This window comes from Eubacterium barkeri, from assembly GCF_900107125.1.
Classification (GTDB): Bacteria; Bacillota; Clostridia; order Eubacteriales; family Eubacteriaceae; genus Eubacterium_O; species Eubacterium_O barkeri.
This window is the reverse complement of sequence record NZ_FNOU01000006.1, coordinates 21,216-38,754: the sequence shown is the minus strand read 5'-3', so window position 1 is coordinate 38,754 and position 17,539 is coordinate 21,216. Positions and strand designations below refer to the sequence as shown.

Here is a 17,539-nt window from a genome sequence, read left to right as displayed (position 1 = left end):
TTATCCTCCTATTAATCGCTGGGCAACGGCTTCGGCCAACGCGTCTCCCCGAACGGGAACAATGGCTACCTCCGCCCCAAGGGCTTGGGACAATGCCCCCAGCGTCATATCATCTAAAAAATCTTCAGTCCCATATCTTACCATATTTTCCGGAATAAAATAAGTCTCTATTTCATTTTCTTTTGGAATCTGGGCGACAATGTCCCCACCGGTGACGAGTCCAGATACGGTAATGGAAGGTCCAAAGTGATTGTTTTTTATAGGAAGTACCCCAATATCCGCACCGGGATAGACTTTCTCAATGGCCCCAGCGCAGGCCTCCATAAAGCCCTTGGCCAGTACCCCGGTAATAATCCCAAAGCGATGGCTCCCCTTAGACTTTGGTGTTCTCCCTGCCAGAGCATCCCGAAGTCCCGCCTTAAAATCCGTCATCATACCAACACCATTTTCCAACTGGCTGAAGTCCCCGTAGTAATCTTCTCCGGGCAGGTCCTGCCCTGCCAAGAGAAAGAACTCATCGCTGGGAAAGACAAATCGCACACCGTATTGAGCCAGCATTTTGTCCTGTGCCTCCCTTATAATATCCAGGGTTTCAGCTGCTTTCTGAGCATCCACCGGGTACAAGGCAGGCAGTCCTTCCCGATAGCTGCTAAGTCCCACCGGAACGACGGATAGGGACTGCAGCCAGGGATAAAAAGCCATGACGTCCTCCAGGGTTTTCTTCAGGGCTTCTCCATCATTATAACCTGGGCACATCACGATTTGGCCATTCATCTGGATGTGATGTTCGGAAAAAAAGGCTAGATCCTCCAGGATACTCCCGGCAAAGCGGTTGCCCAACATTTTGCACCGCAGCTCCGGGTCCGTGGTGTGAATGGAAATATTAATGGGCATGATATGATAATCGACGATACGCCGCTTCAGCGCTTCACTAAGATTGGTCAGGGTCACATAATTACCCTGGAGAAAAGATAGACGCTCGTCATCATCTTTAATATATAAGGTGTCCCGCATCCCCGGGGGCATTTGATCAATAAAGCAAAAGACACAATTATTTCGGCAGCGGCGGATTCCCAAAGTTCCCCCATCACAGTGAAGGCCCAGGGGCTCATCGCTCTCCTTTTCAATCTCCAGCTCCCAAATTTCACCATCGGGCTTTTGGATCTCCACAAGGATTTCCTCTTCTCCGCCTAAAAAGCGGATATCCAATTCATCCACCACGCTCCGGCCATTAATCGATAAAAGCAGGTCTCCCTGCTCTACCCCCATTTCTGCCAGCACCCCCGTCGGGCTTAGTTCTTTAATTTCGTAGGGATTCATCAATCTTCCTCGTTCCTTTCGTAAAAGGGCAATGGGCCATACATAGGCCACAGACCATTTGATGGGCAATTTCTTCATGATGGGTGTTGATATAGGCATCACATTTCAGGGCATCAAAAAGGGTATCCCGTTCCATGCCAAGGGCCCACTTCTCTCCCTTAATGGCACCTGAGGGACACACCCGGGTACAGATCCGACATCCGCCACATTGGCTCTCCATAGGCTTATTTTCAATGGGAAGCTCTGTGGTGGTAAGTACAGAACCCAGCCGGACACCAGACCCGTACTCTTGGTGGAGAAAAAGGGCACTTTTTCCAATCCATCCCATTCCAGACAACACCGCGGTGGTCTTATGCTGGAACAGACCATGGAGGACCGTATCATCAGACAGCATAGGAGGACCGGCAGGGATGGCCTGGGCAGGATACCCCTGTGCCTCCAGGAGCAAGGCCAGCTGGAGGGTAATATCATCAATCAGACGATTGACGGATACATAATGGGCGTAGTAGGCATGGGTCGGTGTTTCCTGGATATGACTGATCACCCCACGGTTTAGGGGCACCACGATACATAATGCTTGCTTAAAGTCATCCGGTGCCGATACTGAAGCGGCTTCTAAATCGGCCCATCCCACATCAACAGCACCCATTTCCAGGGCCTTCTGACGAATTTTCTCTTTGATTCCATTCATAATGATGATACCTTTTCTTTCTGTATTGCCCCAAAGGGACAGTGAACCATACATAGACCACAAACCACACCCCGGCCTATATGCTGATAAGCTTCTTTCATATGTGTACTACAGGCGTGTACATCGATGAGCTGACTTCTGGCCATCCCTATCTGCCACTCGACACCCTCGATCGCTTGTGCCGGGCAAACATCCCGGCAGCGGGTACACTGGCCACAGCGGCTTTCCATGGGCTCTGGACCACTCCCCAAAGGAGCATCCGTCAGCACCGTCCCCAGACGAACTGCCGGACCATAACGGCTATGGATGAAGAGGGCGCTTTTCCCAATCCAGCCCATTCCAGACAGCACCGCCGCTGTCTTATGAGAAAATACCGCCTGATACCCTCCTGTCTCAGGATCGGACTGGGAAGCTGGCACAGGATATGCCCGATAACCCTGTCGCTCTAAAAACAGGGCAAGCTGAAGGGTTGTATCGTCAATGAGACGATTCATGGTCCGATAATGGTGGAAATAAGTAATGGTCGGTGCGGTGTCGATCTCGGACAAAATTCCCCGGGATAATGGGAAAACAAGGGATATTGCCTGCCCATAGCCCCGTCCCCCAGCCTTATCCAATATTGAAATATCCGCAAATCCCAAATCCCCGACGCCACGATGACGGGCAATATCTGAAACTTGAAGGATAATTTGTTTTTTTTTCACGTTATTCGACCAACCTTTCTTTCGTTCCATGGTCCTTTGTGCTATAATGATGCAGAAAGGAGCAGTGCGATGCTGAATCCATTCCATCAAACAGAAGATAAACTTATTATATTATATGTGCTCAATAAAATCAAAACCGGCATTACCCGGGAACAGTTGGCTTACATTATTATTCAGAATGTGCAGATCAGCTATTTTGATATTCAGCTTTATATCGATGCCCTCCTGGGAGAGCAGCTTATCCAGAAAACCAAAGATGGTGACGAAAAAGAAATTTTAACGAACACCACTGACGGTAATAAAACCCTGGAGTTGCTTTTGGATAAGATCCCCATGTATCTCCAGGAAATGCTGGACCGATATATTCTGGAAAGCCGGAACAAGATTTTAAATGAGGTATACACCACAGCAGATTACAAAAAAAATGGCCCCTACGATTACCAGGTATCCCTTAGTCTTTCAGAGAACGGAATTGCACTGATGTCCATCAGTGTCAACACCCCCACCAAGGAAGAGGCCGTGGCCATGTGTGAAAAATGGAAGGGCAATACCCAAAAGATTTATGCTGCCATTTTAAAGGATTTAACTTAAGATTTTCACAATATTTCATTTCATAAGAAAGCTCTGCCACAGGCGATCATGTCGCCTCAATGGCAGAGCTTTTTTTAAATCATGACTTATGGCCTAGTGCTTATCATCCTGATGGAATATCCGTCCAAGAAGTTTTGTTATTTCAACAATAACAAGGGGTGCTAAGGATGCCCCAATGACAATGAGCCATTCCCGTAAATCTAAGGTGGTCACATCAAAGATGGCATGGGCACCAGGAATCAGAATAACGGAAAGCTGGAGCACCAGGGAAATGCCGATAGCTCCCCAAAGATAACGGTTGGTAAAGAACTTTTTACTAAAGACAGACTTGCTTTCCGAACGGACATTGAGAACATGGGTCAACTGGGATAACCCCAGCACTGCAAAGACCATGGTCCGTCCAACGTCAACCCCGAAATGGGTCAGACCGTAGTGGAATACGCCAAGGGATAAAACCGCCAGAACGATTCCCTGAAAAATAATTCGTCCGCCAACACCATGGGCAAAAATGCTTTCCTTGGGATTTCTCGGCTTCCGTTCCATGATATCTTCGTCATTTTTCTCAACCCCCAGGGCCAAGGCCGGCAGGCTATCGGTAATCAGATTAATCCACAAAATATGGATGGGCAGTAAGGGCTGCACCCAGCCCACTACCGTGGCAAAGAATAAAATAAGGATTTCCGCAATATTACAGGAGAGCAGGAAATGAACGGCCTTTTTAATATTTTCATAAATATTCCGGCCTTCCTTCACCGCCGATACAATGGTGGCAAAATTATCATCCGTCAAAATCATATCTGCGGATTCCTTGGAAACATCGGTTCCCGTTATTCCCATGGCACAGCCGATATCCGCCTTCTTAAGGGCCGGGGCATCATTAACCCCGTCTCCGGTCATGGCAACCACAGCTCCCCTCTTCTGCCAGGTATCCACGATGCGCACCTTGTTTTCCGGGGATACCCGGGCGTATACCGCAACGCGATCGATTTCCTTCTCAAGCTCAGCATCGGATAATGCATCCAGCTCAACACCGGAAAGGGCAATGCTATCCTCTTCAAAAATCTTTAAATCCTTGGCAATGGCCACTGCCGTATTTTTATGGTCTCCGGTAATCATCACCGTCTTAATACCCGCCGTGTGACATTCGGTAATGGCTCCACGAACCTCTTCCCGGGGGGGATCAATCATCCCGGTCAGGCCGGCAAAGATTAAATTGTTTTCCAAATTCTCCATGGTAACTTCAGGGGAATCCATATAATGTTGGAAGGCATATCCCAATACCCGATAGGCTTCGTCGGACATTTCCGTGTTAGCCGCCAATATTTCGGCCTGGGCCGCAGCATCCATGGGAAGAACCTCATAGCCCTTTAAATAGTGGGTACAACGGGAGAGGAGTACATCTGGCGCCCCCTTGGTATAACCCACCCAGGAATTGCCATATTTATGAACGGTGGTCATCAGCTTCCGTTCAGAGTCAAAGGGAAGCTCCGCTACCCGGGGAGCTGTCATCAGGGATTCGTTCTTATCAAACCCCAGGAGGTTCGCATAGGCGACCATAGCCACCTCCGTGGGATCCCCAATTTCTACAGTTTCTTCCCCATTGTAGGTAATGGAAGCATCGTTACACAGCTGGCCCACCCGGACAACAAATTTCTCGCTTTCCGTAAAGCCATCATCCATAATATCCTCTGCATCCACAATCCCTTCGTTGGCATACACCTTGCGGATGGTCATACGGTTTTGGGTCAGGGTCCCGGTTTTATCCGAGCAAATGACCGAGGCGCAGCCCAGGGTCTCCACTGCTGGCAGCTTTCTGATAATGGCGTGCTTAGCAATAAGCTTCTGGGTTCCCAGGGCCAGCACCACCGTGACGATGGCTGGTAAGCCCTCTGGAATGGCGGCCACCGCCAAACTGACGGCGGTCATAAAGAGCAACAGGGGATCACCCCCGCGCAAAAGGCCCACTAAAAAGACAACGGCACAGGCGGCCAGAGCCCCTACAGCCAACACCTTCCCCAGCTGTTCTAAGCTGCGCTGGAGTGGGGTCTGAGTGCTTTCCGTTCCCTGGAGCATCCCGGCAATCTTTCCTATTTCGGTGTTCATCCCCGTCGCCGTTACGATGAAACGGCCCCGGCCATAGGTGACCAGACTGCTGGAGAACACGGTATTGACCCGATCCCCCAAGGGTGTATCCGGATCGGTGATTTCGATATTCTCTTTCTCCACTGGAACCGATTCTCCGGTGAGGGCTGATTCCTGAATCTGCAGGGTTGCTGCCTCAATCAAACGGCCATCTGCCGGTACAAAATCCCCGGCATCCAGCAGGACAATATCCCCAGGCACTAATTCCTCAGAGGGCACCACCAGCTGCACGCCGCCCCGGAGAACTTTAGCTTCGGGAATCGTCATGCGTTTGAGGGCCTCCATGGCGTCCTCAGCCTTGTTTTCCTGAATCACACCGATAACCGCATTCAAAACGACGATGACCATGATCAGGACTGCGTCACTCACTTCTCCTAAAAATCCAGAGATAACGGCGGCAACCATCAAAACGATGATCAGAAAGTCTTTAAACTGTTCGAAGAACATTCGAATGGGTGACTTTCGCTTGCCCTCTTCCATGCGGTTGGGTCCGTACTCTGCCCTCAGGGCTTCCACCTGAGTATCGCTGAGTCCGGTTTCCGCATTGGTGCCGGTGAGGGCCTCTGCTTCAGCCACCGAGAGTAAATAGCTTTGTTTCTCTTTTTGTTCTGCCAATTTTTCCTCCTATTGATGCAATAATAAAAAGACCCCCACCCAAACCAAAAATCTAGCCTGGATAAAGGTCTTACTCTCAAGAAATCCTTGATGCATGGCCGGGGCAATGCCCGGAATGACGACCATACAAATCCTTTCGGTGAGTTACTCCCCTTTAGGTTTTTTTATTATTTTAATGATCTGATTTTAACACGAGATCGTGCAATTGTCAAAACGGAAAGGTTTTCCGCTTCGATCTTTTTTTCTAAAACTTAAGGCTCTTAAGGTATATGCTTATTTATTTTTATTTTTCAAAATAGGCCAGACGGTCTTCAACCTTCGCCATCATCTCGGTGTACCCCGCCAGCTTTTCACGCTCAGCGGCCACCACCTGCTCCGGTGCTTTTTTAAGGAATCCTTCGTTACCCAGCTTGCCATTTAAGCGGGCTAATTCCTTTTCAATTTTTTTCTTTTCATTCTGGAGACGGGCAATTTCCTTTTCCTTATCCACCAAATCCTCCAAGGAAAGGAAGATTTCGGCATCTTCTATGACAGCAGAGATAAAGCCATCCCCCACCGCATCCTTCTCGATGGTCTTCACCCCGGATACTGACGCCAGCTTTTCAAGGAGAGCATCGGAGGTCATGAGGAGGCTTTCATGCTCAGCATTATCGGTCATGAAATACAACTCGGCTTTTCTGGAATTTGGCACATCGGCTTCCGCCCGGATATTCCGGATATTCCGAATGACCTCCATTAAGAAAATAACGTCCTTTTCCTCCTGGGGATAACTCAGGGCTTCATCGTATTCCGGCCATTTGGCCACGATGATGGCCTCTCCACTCCCAGGTAAATAGGCATAAATTTCTTCTGTGATAAAGGGCACCACGGGGTGCAGCAGTTTTAAAATCGTCGTGAGCACAGTATTTAAGGTGTATTCTGCCGAAAGCTTACTGCCTTCATCATCACCGTACAGCCGGGGTTTCACCAGCTCGATATACCAATCACAGTATTCACTCCAGGTAAAATCGTAAATTTTTTGTGCGGCAATCCCCAGCTCGTATTTTTCCATGTTCTGGGTCACTTCCCCCACCACGGTGTTCATCCGGCTAAGGATCCACTTATCCGTGGCTTCCAGGTTCGCCATGGCGGTTTCCCGGCGATCCATGATATCCTCCTCTAAATTCATGAGGACAAAACGGGTTGCATTCCACACCTTGTTCAGGAAGTTCCGGCTGGCTTCAACCTTTTCGTCCTGCCAACGGATATCATTTCCCGCAGAGTTACCAGTGATAATGGCGAAACGCAGAGCGTCCGCAGAGTATTCCTCAATGATTTCCAGGGGATCGATCCCATTCCCCAAGGATTTACTCATCTTCCGTCCCTGGGAATCCCGGATGAGACCGTGGATGTACACATCAGAGAAGGGTGCTTCACCCATGTTGTAAAGCCCCATAAAAATCATACGGGCAACCCAGAAGAAAATAATATCATATCCTGTGACCAATACGGCATTGGGATAGAATTTTTCTAAGTCGGCGGTATCCTCAGGCCATCCCAGGGTTGAGAAGGGCCAGAGGGCAGAGCTAAACCAGGTATCCAGAGCATCGGGGTCCTGGGTAAAGTGACTGCCACCACATTTCGGACAGGTCACTGGCATTTCCTTGGCAACAACCAGCTCGCCACAGGCATCACAGGTGTAAGCCGGAATCCGGTGTCCCCACCACAGCTGACGGGAAATACACCAGTCCCGAATGTTTTCCATCCAATTGAAATAAATCTTGCTGAAACGGTCCGGTACAAATTTTGTATCGCCATTTCGCACCGCATCAATGGCTGGCCCGGCCAGGGGTGCCATTTTTACAAACCATTGCTCAGAGGTCATGGTTTCCACGGTGGTATTGCACCGGTAGCAATGGCCCACATTATGGACGTGGTCCTCAATCTTTTCCAGCAGTCCCAGGGACTCTAAATCCGCTAAAACGGCCTTCCGACAAGTATAACGATCCATACCGGCGTATTTTTCCCCGGCCAGGGCGTTCATGGTGCCGTCCTCGTTCATGATATTGATTTCTTCCAAATGATGGCGCTTGCCTACCTCGTAGTCGTTGGGGTCGTGGGCTGGGGTCATCTTGACCACACCGGTCCCAAAGGCCATGTCCACGTAATCGTCCGCCACCACAGGAATCGGCTTGTTGACGATGGGCAGGATGACGTTACGGCCCACCAGGTCCGTGTAGCGTTCATCCTTGGGGTTAACCGCGACACCACTGTCTCCCAGCATCGTTTCCGGACGGGTGGTGGCCACGGTGACATAGCCCTCTCCATCCTCAAAGGGGTAACGAATATGCCACAAATGGCCATTTTCTTCCTGATATTCGACCTCTGCATCGGACAACGCCGTTTTACAATCCGGGCACCAGTTAATAATCCGGCTACCCTTGTAAATAAGGCCCTCCTCATACAGGCGAACAAAGGTGTCTTTAACGGCCTCTGAGCATCCCTCGTCCATGGTGAAACGCTCTCTGTCCCAGTCGCAGGAAGCGCCAAGCTTTTTCACCTGTTCCCGGATGCGGTCTCTATAAGTAATGGCCCAATCCCAGGCGCGTTTTAAAAATTCATCACGACCCAGATCTTCTTTTGTTTTACCTTCTTCGTTTCGGATTTTATCCACCACCTTCACCTCGGTGGCAATACTGGCATGGTCCATACCGGGAACCCATAAGGCGGCATAACCCTGCATCCGCTTAAAGCGGGTGAGGACATCCTGGAGGGTATCATCAAAGGCATGACCCATGTGGAGCTGACCCGTAATATTTGGTGGAGGCATCATGATGGTGTAGGCCTTTCCCTCTGGATGGACCTCTGGTTTAAAATAACCTTTTTCCTGCCACCAATCATAAATCCGGCCCTCGACCGAATGGGGTTCATAGACTTTCGACATTTCTTTTTTCAATGGGCTGCATCCTCTCTTAATCTTAATACTAATAATAGATTATAACAAAAAAGAACAGAGGCTTCCACCTCTGCCCCCTTTATTTTTTCTTTCCCCAATCACTTTAATCCATAATATTCAAATACTCTTCGTAGGTCTTTCCACTATCGTAGACTGCCTTAGCCACATCCACACCTAAATACCGCAAATGCCAGGGCTCATAGGTATAGCCGGTAATGCCCTCCTGGCCATTGGGATAGCGAATGATAAAACCATAACGCCAGCCATTGGCATCCAGCCATGCCCCTTCAGCGGTGTTGATAAAATCCGTTGTCAGGGCCAATCCGATGCTATTACTGGTTACATCGATACATAAACCCGTTTGATGCTCACTATAGCCTGGAGGGGCCGTGGTAGCCTCAGCAGAGGCCTGGCCCGTACTCGCCGCCTCTGAATCAAAGACACTAACCTGGGTATCATAATCCCGAAAGCCCGAGCAGCACTGTAAGTCCAGGCCCTGAGCCTGTCCAGCGGCAAATAATTCTGCCAGTGCGGTGGCTGCCTCTGAACGAAGATAGGTCTGGCGGATACCCGGCAAATCATTGGCCACAAGATCTCCAGGGCTATAATCCTGGGGAAGTCCATGGGTCTTATTCACCAACTGGGTAATGCTGCCGATGGTCAGGGGATCCACCACCGCCCCCTGGACTGGCTCAGCCGTAGGCACTGGAGCGGTAATGGTTGAAACCACTGGTCCGGTAATCGAGGAACTCCCTCCTGCCGGCTCCTTTTTTATCAAAGTGGCGTAATAGGCGGCGTCCGTGGTGAACAAAGTACTACTGGCCAAAAGACACAGCAGAATAATCAACAGTCCGGCTAAAAAACCGTACAACTGGCGTTGCTTCACTTTTTTATTTATTTTTCGATTAACTGCCGCCACCCCCTTTTTTCATTAATAGTATAACACTAACATAAAACATCCCTCAATAACTTAAGAATTTTTGAATTTTTAGCCAAAGCTGAAAAAGGACATTTGGTCCGAGTCGGGTAATCCTGCCAAACAGCCAAAGGAATCCAGCTTTTCCAGGTTACTCTTATTGACATGGGCCCGATTCTGAAGATCTTCCTTGGACATGAAGGGCTTAATCCGGGCTTCTTCATAAATTTGGACGGCTACCTTTTCCCCCAGACCATCGATGGCCATCAAGGGGGGCAATAGCTTACCATCCTCAATGAGGAAATTCTTGTAGTGGGAGCGATAAATATCCACCTTTACAAATTCAAACCCTCGACAATACATTTCCAAGGCCAGCTCCAATGAGGTTAATGAATTGGACTCTTTATTACTGGCGTTATTCCCCAAAGCCTTAATTTCGGCAATGGTCTTTTTAACGTGTTCCTTTCCGCTGGTCATATCCCTCAGATTAAATTCCTTGGCCCGGATACTGAAATAAGTGGCATAATAGGCCAATGGGTGATAAACCTTATAGTAGGCAATGCGAAAGGCCATCATCACATAGGCCACAGCATGGGCCTTGGGGAACATATAGGAAATCTTCTGACAGGAATCTATGTACCACTCCGGTACATTAAAGCTGCGCATATAGGCTTCTTCCTCATCGGTCAGGCCCTTCCCTTTCCGCACATGCTCCATAATTTTAAAGGATTCTTCTGAATCCAGGCCCATAGAAATCAGGCCAAGCATAATATCATCCCGGGTACAAATGACCTCTTTAATGGAAACCACCTTATTGAGAATCAAGTCCTGGGCATTATTAAGCCAAACATTAGTCCCATGGGACAGCCCGGAAATCCGAACAAGATCGGCAAAGGCATTGGGCTTAGCATCCAGTACCATCTGCCGGACGAAACCCGTCCCAAACTCCGGGACCCCGCAGGTTCCCAGGGGAATATCGAAATCATTGTCCACCAATCCCAGGGAATCCGTTCCCCTAAAAAGCTTCAGCACATTTTCATCGTCCAGGGGAATACTTTGGGGGTCTACGCCGGTCAGGTCTTGAAGCATCCGCAGCATGGTGGGGTCATCATGTCCCAGAATATCCAGCTTCAGCATCCGCCCCTGGATGGAGTGGTAATCAAAATGGGTGGTTAGGGTATCGCTGTCCCGATCATCCGCAGGGTGCTGGATGGGGGTGAAATCGTAAATATCCTTATCCCGGGGGACGACCATAACGCCACCGGGATGCTGCCCAGTGGTGCGCTTAACCCCTTCACAGCCCGAGATCACCCGGCTGATTTCCGCATCGGGCTTGTACTCCCCCTTCTCTTCATAGAAATTTTTGACATAGCCATAGGCTGTTTTATCTGCCAGGGTTGCAATGGTACCGGCCCGGTAGACCTTGCCCTCCCCGAAAAGCACCTCGGTATAGCGATGGGCCTCCGCTTGGTTTTCCCCAGAGAAGTTCAAGTCGATATCAGGCTCTTTATTTCCTTTAAAGCCCAGGAAGGTTTCAAAGGGGATATCAAAGCCGTCTTTTTCCATGGGGGTGCCGCATTCCGGGCAATTGGCATCGGGAAGGTCCGGACCATAGCCCACCTTGGTGCTGTCAAAAAACTCATAATGCTTGCAATGGGGACAGATATAATGGGGTGCCAGGGAATTAACCTCGGTAATTCCACAGAGCATGGCCACCAGAGAGGAACCGACAGAGCCCCGGGATCCCACCAAATACCCATCCTCCAGGGAGTGGTGCACCAGCTTTTGAGCGATGAGATAAAGCACCGAATACCCATTGCCAATAATAGAATCCAGTTCCCGTTTTACCCGGCTTTCCACAATCTCCGGTAAGGGGTCCCCGTAAATTTCATGGGCCTTATCGTAGACCATATTTCGGATATCGTCATCAGACCCCTCAATGACCGGGGGAAAGGTCCCGTCGGGAATGGGCAAAACGGCATCCATGGAATCCGCAATTTTTCGGGTATTGGTCACCACGATTTCGTAGGCGGTTTCCGGATCTAAATAGTCAAATTCATCCAACATTTCCTGGGTGGAACGGTAATATAAAGGTGGCTGCATATCTGCATCCCGATAGCCTTGACCGGATTGAAGCACCTCCCGGTAGAGGGCATCCTCGGGATCTACAAAGTGAACATCCCCGGTGGCGACCACCAGCTTCCCCTTTTCCTTCCCCAGGGCAATGATTTTTTCATTGATTTCGATGAGCTCTTCCCGGGTCCGTCCTTCCTCCCGAATGAGGAAATCATTGTTCCCCAAGGGTTGGACCTCATAGTAATCATAAAAATCTGCCAAAGCATCGATACGGGCCTGCTTCTCGCCATTTTTAAAGGCCAAATAAAGCTCCCCGGCCTCACAGGCCGACCCAATGATCAGGTTTTTTCGATTGGCCGCCAGAAGTGATTTTGGAATTTTCGGCTTGCGATAAAAGTATTCCACATGGGCTTTGGAGACAATTTTGTACAAATCCTTGATCCCATTCTGATTTTTGGCATAAATAATGACATGGCGTCCTTGTTCCGTCTTTAAAATCTGCTCATTATTCATGAGCCCATTCAGCTCAGACACCCGATGACAGCCGGATTTTTCTGCCCGCTCCATGAGCTTGAACATAATCTTTGAAGAACAAATGGCGTCATCCAGTGCCCGATGGTGGTGCCCCATATCGATTTTAAAATAACTGGCCAGCTTTTTAAGGTTATGCTTTCCTATTTCCTTCATGAGGGCCCGGGCCATGGTCAGGGTATCAAAATAGGTAATGGTATCCTCAATGCCATAGTCCTCCAGGGCACAGCGTAAAAAGCCCATATCAAAGGCGGCGTTGTGAGCTACTAAAATCCGACCGTCACAAAATTCCAAAAAATCGCGAATGACATTCTCGGCCTCTTCCCCCCCGGCTACCATTTGATCCGTAATCCCCGTAAGCTCTGTAATCTTAACGGGGATGGGCCGATGGGGATTAATGATCTTTGAAAAGGTTTCGACAATATGCTTGTTCTTAATCTTCGTGGCGGCAATTTCAATGATGACATCCTTCCCCGCGGCCAGACCGGTGGTTTCCAAATCGAAGAAAACAAATTCACCAGAGAAGGGCTCATCCTGGGGACCATTCACAATGGATACACCATCATCCACCAAATAACCTTCCACGCCGTACAGAACCTTGATGCCGTTTTTCTTACTCAAATTCATCATTTCCGGATAGGCCTGAACCACACCATGGTCTGTAATCCCAATGGCATCATGCCCAAAATCTGCTGCCTGCTTCATGATTTTATGGACCTTGCTCACGGCGTCCATGGAGCTGTACTGGCTATGGAGGTGGAGCTCCACCCGTTTGATCTGGGCATCATCAGTACGTTTCGGAGCAGTAGCTGGCTCAATATTTCGGGGTTTTAAAAAGATTTGATTCCTGAAGTTATCCAGGGTCAGGGTCCCTTCAATTCGGACCCAGGCATCCTTTTTAAGGCTGTCCATTAGTGGCTGTAAACGGTCCTCGGCATCAAAGAGCTGACAGCCTACGGAACCCGTTCCGTCGGTCACGTTGAAATTAAAGCTGACCCGTCCGCCCCGGACCGACCGACTATCAATGCCGAACACGCACCCGGCGATGCACAGCTTCTGCCCTACCAGCTGGGTTTGCTTGGAAAAATCAATGGTTGCTAAAGATTCTACAGGAACCCGGATGGGCTTTCCCCAAAGGGCCCCACCACTGGCACTGGGTCTGGCTTTGCCATCCTTTCCCATCCTGCCCTTGGGGGAGGGCGGTGCTGCTACGGGCTTTTGCTTGGCAATGGCCACATTTTCATTCTGGATAACCTCCAGACGTTTGGCTTTAACCGCCTCAATCTGGCTCTTTCGCTCTTCATCCGCCGTGGTAATGTGGTCCATGAGCTTTAAATCTGGCCCTTGGGATATTTTCTCAACCGGAATGACCACCGCCACACTCTTGGCATAATCAAAAATCTGGCAAAGATCCTGCTGGACCGCCACATTGTCACAGGATTTCGGGTTTGCCTTAAAGGTAAATATAATTTCCTGGCTGCCACTGGCCACCTCGATCCGTTCTGGTTCCAGGCTATATTTTTTTAGAACGTCTTGCAGTGCTGCCTGTTTTCCACTCATCGGATTCATCCTGGGCCCTCCTACATTTTTTCAATTTCTTCCATTAATGCAGAGATGATTTCATCCTCCGCCACCGTTTTAAAAACCTGTCCTTTTTTGAACAGCACGCCCTTTCCCTTTCCGCCAGCCACACCAATATCGGCTTCCTTGCCTTCTCCAGGACCGTTTACCACACAGCCCATAACGGCGACCTTTAAGTCCTTATGGACAGTCTGCAGTCGATTGTTCATTTCTTTGGCGATGCCAATCAGGTCGATTTCGGTCCGGCCGCAGGTGGGACAGGAGACCACCTCTACCATGCCATCCTTCTGTTGAAACAGCCCCATGGAGGATAAAAGATCCTTGGCAACGTAAATCTCCTCCAGGGGGTCCCCGGTTACAGATACCCGGAGGGTATCCCCAATCCCATTTAACAGCAGATATCCCAGTCCCACACCCGTTTTAACGGCGGCACTGCGCAATACCCCTGCTTCAGTTACACCGAGATGCAGGGGATAATCGTATTTTTCAGAGAATAAGGAGTAGGCATCAATGGTTAACAGGACGTTTGATGCCTTCATGGATACCACAATATCCTCAAAGCCCAAATCCTGGAGGATTTGGATATGTCCCTCGGCGCTCTCCACCATTCCCTGGGCCGTGGGCCCCTGGTATTTATCCAACAGACGCTTTTCCAGGGACCCGGCATTCACACCGATTCGGATGGGGATTCCCCGATCCTTCGCGGCCGAAACGACCTCCCTTACTTTATTAACATCCCCAATATTCCCTGGATTAATCCGCAGCTTATCCACCCCATTTTCAATGGCCTTTAAGGCCAAACGGTAATCGAAATGGATATCCGCCACCAGGGGGATGCTGATCTTCGTTTTAATGGCAGACAGAGCATCCGCTGCCGCTTCGTCCGGTACCGCCACCCGGGCAATCTCACACCCCACTGCTGACAGGGCATTGATTTGGGCGGCTGTCGCTTCTGCATCCCGGGTATCCGTATTGGTCATGGATTGAATCAAAATAGGATTCTCTCCACCGATGGCCCTGCCACCGATGGAAACAATCCTGGTTTTTCTACGATTAATTTTCATTTTCTCACCTATCCCATTATGCGTAAAACATCATTCACTGCAATGACGAGGGCCAGCCCCATCAATGCCATAAAACCGATATAATTAATGGTTGCTGCCTTTTTGGGGTCCAGCTCCTTCCCCGTTATTTTTTCAATGATCAAAATCAATGCCTGTCCACCGTCCAGCGCAGGAAGGGGCAGCAGATTAATCACACCGAGGTTAACTGAAATAAGGGCTGTAAAAGTTAGTAAGGCAGCAAATCCGTATTGATAAAAACTGGAAACCATGCCCACCATCCCAATGGGACCTGCAAAATCATTCAGCCCGAGCTGACCGGTAATGAGCATTCCCAGGCTTTGGAAGATGGTCCCACCAAAGCTGATGGTTGCCTGAGCCCCTTTTAAAAGGGACGGACCAAATCCGGTTCCCTTGAGCAAAAACACCACCACCAGGCAGAGATAGGCAAAGATAATATTCATGGCAGCCCCGGCCACTAAAATGGCCAGCCGCTGTCCCTTTGTCTTATTCTGAAAGCTCCGGGATTCATCCACGGATATAGGGAGAGGTTCTGGCTCTGTCTCAGCATCGTCATCATTGTCATTCTCCCCATACAGGCGGCAAAACCCGCCAATGGGAAAGGCCCGGATGCTAAAACGCGTCTCCTTGCCCTGACGGGAAAACAGGACCGGCCCCATGCCAATGGCAAATTCAATGACATACACCCCTGTTTTCTTGGCAACGATATAGTGCCCCCATTCATGGACCACCACCAATATGGAAAGAATCAGCAGGGTGAGGATAACCATTAGTACTGTATTTAACATCAATACCTCCTAAGCTTTAATACCCCATCTTTTTAAAGATATCCGAAGGTATATATCGCAAAAATATATACAATGGGGATGATAAACAGAATACTATCAAAGCGATCCAGAATGCCCCCGTGGCCGGGCAGGCATTTTCCAAAATCCTTGATATCCATCTTCCGTTTGAGCATCGATGCTGTTAAATCTCCGCACTGGCCGGCAATAGAGCCCACCACACCGAGTACGATGTACATATAAATCGGAAGGGTAAAATTAAAATTATACTGAAGAATCAAGCCGTAGATTACCATGGCGATGGCGGCGAAAACCACCCCGCCAACAGCCCCGGCCACTGTTTTCTTTGGGCTGATTTTAGGGGCCAGCTTTGTCTTTCCAATGGCCATCCCGGTGAAATAAGCCGCTGTATCGGTAATAAAAGCAATGACAAAAACCATCCAAAGATAGCATCGTCCCGATGGCACCGTATCAAAGAGCAGCAGAAAACCAAACATCATGGGAATATAAACCAGTCCCACCACCGAAGCCATCCCCCGATAAACATCGGCCTTTCCCAGAAATACCTCCGTACAAAAAACGGCAATGAAGCAAACCGCCAGCAAGGGCAAAACCATCCCATAATCGAGCTTCATAAAGCATAGAATCAATATTCCTAAAATGAACAGGAAAGGAAAGCGAATTTTACAGTCTAAGCGCCGATTAACCGCCTGGGCATATTCCCACAGACCAATGGATGTGAGCACAACACAGGTTATAAACAGGTAAATCCCTCCGAAATAAAGCATTGCGAATAGCAGGGGTAAACCCACCACCGCCGTCAAAATCCGTTTTCGCATTTTACTTTACCGCACCATAACGCCTTTCCCTTTTTTGATATTCCTCGATAACCCTGTAAAAAGCATCTGAATCAAAATCCGGCCACCAAATATCGTCAAAAATAATTTCTGCGTAGGAGTCCTGCCAAAGCAAAAAATTACTCAAACGTTTTTCCCCGCCGGTCCTTAAAATAATATCCGGGTCTGGCAGCCCTGCGGTGTACAGATGATTGGAGATACAGGCCTCAGTAACTTCCTCTGGAGGAATCCCCTCGGCCATAATGGCCTTCACGGCCCGCAGGATTTCATCCCGCCCCCCATAGTTGAGTGCCACATTCAGAATCAGCCCTTCATTTTCGGCGGTGAGCCCACAAGCATCTGCGGCTGCCTTTTGCACATCTGCAGGAACCCGGCTCATATCACCAATCATGCGGACCTGGACATGGTTTTCATGGAGCTCTGCAATCTCTTTAATAAAATACTCCACGGCAATCTTCATCAGGCCATCCACCTCTTCAGGGCTCCGCTTCCAGTTTTCTGTGGAAAAAGCATACACCGTCAGAACCTTTACCCCTAAATCAGAGGCGGTTTTTACCGTCGTGTGCAGCGCCTTCATCCCCGCATTGTGTCCAAAGAGACGGGGCCTCAGCTTTCTCTTTGCCCAACGTCCATTGCCATCCATAATGATAGCAACATGGGCCGGTATATTCCCCATGTCGATCTTAAAATCTGCTAACATGACATCTCTCCAA

Annotated in this window: 12 protein-coding genes; 1 reads left to right on the top strand and 11 read right to left on the bottom strand. The window is 49.3% G+C overall.

Annotated features, from left to right (window positions below; all coding sequences use genetic code 11):
• Genes BLU30_RS05035 through BLU30_RS05025 form a run of 3 tightly spaced genes read right to left on the bottom strand, consistent with a single transcriptional unit; the run spans position 1 to position 2,715 of the window.
• The gene (locus tag BLU30_RS05035; protein ID WP_090244102.1) at positions 1-1,320 is read right to left on the bottom strand and encodes a DUF512 domain-containing protein; all 1,320 of its coding nucleotides are present in this window, start codon (positions 1,318-1,320) and stop codon (positions 1-3) included.
• Entirely contained in the window at positions 1,301-2,011 is a 711-nt protein-coding gene (locus BLU30_RS05030; RefSeq protein ID WP_176770831.1) for a 4Fe-4S double cluster binding domain-containing protein, read from the bottom strand. Before BLU30_RS05030 ends, BLU30_RS05035 begins: the two co-directional genes overlap by 20 nt.
• A complete protein-coding gene (locus BLU30_RS05025) occupies positions 2,008-2,715 on the bottom strand; it encodes a 4Fe-4S double cluster binding domain-containing protein (protein WP_242873515.1) in 708 nt (235 codons plus the stop codon). Before BLU30_RS05025 ends, BLU30_RS05030 begins: the two co-directional genes overlap by 4 nt.
• Before the next feature lie 69 nt (positions 2,716-2,784).
• Between BLU30_RS05025 and BLU30_RS05020 the strand changes: the two genes are divergently transcribed.
• Entirely contained in the window at positions 2,785-3,306 is a 522-nt protein-coding gene (locus tag BLU30_RS05020; protein ID WP_090244096.1) for a DUF4364 family protein, read from the top strand.
• Between the two features lie 93 nt (positions 3,307-3,399).
• On the opposite strand, the gene BLU30_RS05015 is transcribed toward BLU30_RS05020, so the two are convergent.
• From BLU30_RS05015 to BLU30_RS04980, 8 genes are all read right to left on the bottom strand, one after another.
• Positions 3,400-6,024: a calcium-translocating P-type ATPase, PMCA-type gene (locus BLU30_RS05015; protein WP_207647990.1), complete on the bottom strand. Its 2,625-nt coding sequence runs from the start codon at positions 6,022-6,024 to the stop codon at positions 3,400-3,402.
• A 322-nt stretch (positions 6,025-6,346) separates the two neighbouring features.
• Positions 6,347-8,986, bottom strand: a complete 2,640-nt coding sequence (locus tag BLU30_RS05010; protein ID WP_176770836.1) for a valine--tRNA ligase — start codon at positions 8,984-8,986, stop codon at positions 6,347-6,349.
• Positions 8,987-9,101: 115 nt separating this feature from the next.
• Complete coding sequence (locus tag BLU30_RS05005; RefSeq protein ID WP_090244090.1) at positions 9,102-9,917, bottom strand: M15 family metallopeptidase; 816 nt, start codon at positions 9,915-9,917, stop codon at positions 9,102-9,104.
• A gap of 69 nt (positions 9,918-9,986) precedes the next feature.
• Entirely contained in the window at positions 9,987-14,090 is a 4,104-nt protein-coding gene (locus BLU30_RS05000; RefSeq protein WP_090244088.1) for a PolC-type DNA polymerase III, read from the bottom strand.
• A gap of 11 nt (positions 14,091-14,101) precedes the next feature.
• A complete protein-coding gene (gene ispG / locus BLU30_RS04995) occupies positions 14,102-15,166 on the bottom strand; it encodes a flavodoxin-dependent (E)-4-hydroxy-3-methylbut-2-enyl-diphosphate synthase (protein WP_090244085.1) in 1,065 nt (354 codons plus the stop codon).
• A gap of 8 nt (positions 15,167-15,174) precedes the next feature.
• The gene (locus BLU30_RS04990; RefSeq protein ID WP_090244083.1) at positions 15,175-15,972 is read right to left on the bottom strand and encodes a M50 family metallopeptidase; all 798 of its coding nucleotides are present in this window, start codon (positions 15,970-15,972) and stop codon (positions 15,175-15,177) included.
• 32 nt (positions 15,973-16,004) lie between these two features.
• Entirely contained in the window at positions 16,005-16,808 is an 804-nt protein-coding gene (locus tag BLU30_RS04985; RefSeq protein ID WP_090244081.1) for a phosphatidate cytidylyltransferase, read from the bottom strand.
• Between the two features lies 1 nt (position 16,809).
• On the bottom strand, positions 16,810-17,526 hold the full coding sequence (locus BLU30_RS04980) for an isoprenyl transferase (RefSeq protein ID WP_090244079.1): 717 nt from the start codon (positions 17,524-17,526) through the stop codon (positions 16,810-16,812).
• Positions 17,527-17,539: the final 13 nt, after the last annotated feature.

Bases quoted from the DNA above. Each gene is read 5' to 3' on its own strand.
- BLU30_RS05035 (WP_090244102.1), bottom strand. From the start codon at position 1,320: ATGAATCCCTACGAAATTAAAGAACTAAGCCCGACGGGGGTGCTGGCA.
- BLU30_RS05030 (WP_176770831.1), bottom strand. From the start codon at position 2,011: ATGAATGGAATCAAAGAGAAAATTCGTCAGAAGGCCCTGGAAATGGGT.
- BLU30_RS05020 (WP_090244096.1), top strand. From the start codon at position 2,785: ATGCTGAATCCATTCCATCAAACAGAAGATAAACTTATTATATTATAT.
- BLU30_RS05010 (WP_176770836.1), bottom strand. From the start codon at position 8,986: ATGTCGAAAGTCTATGAACCCCATTCGGTCGAGGGCCGGATTTATGAT.
- BLU30_RS05000 (WP_090244088.1), bottom strand. From the start codon at position 14,090: ATGAATCCGATGAGTGGAAAACAGGCAGCACTGCAAGACGTTCTAAAA.
- ispG (WP_090244085.1), bottom strand. From the start codon at position 15,166: ATGAAAATTAATCGTAGAAAAACCAGGATTGTTTCCATCGGTGGCAGG.
- BLU30_RS04990 (WP_090244083.1), bottom strand. From the start codon at position 15,972: ATGTTAAATACAGTACTAATGGTTATCCTCACCCTGCTGATTCTTTCC.
- BLU30_RS04985 (WP_090244081.1), bottom strand. From the start codon at position 16,808: ATGCGAAAACGGATTTTGACGGCGGTGGTGGGTTTACCCCTGCTATTC.
- BLU30_RS04980 (WP_090244079.1), bottom strand. From the start codon at position 17,526: ATGTTAGCAGATTTTAAGATCGACATGGGGAATATACCGGCCCATGTT.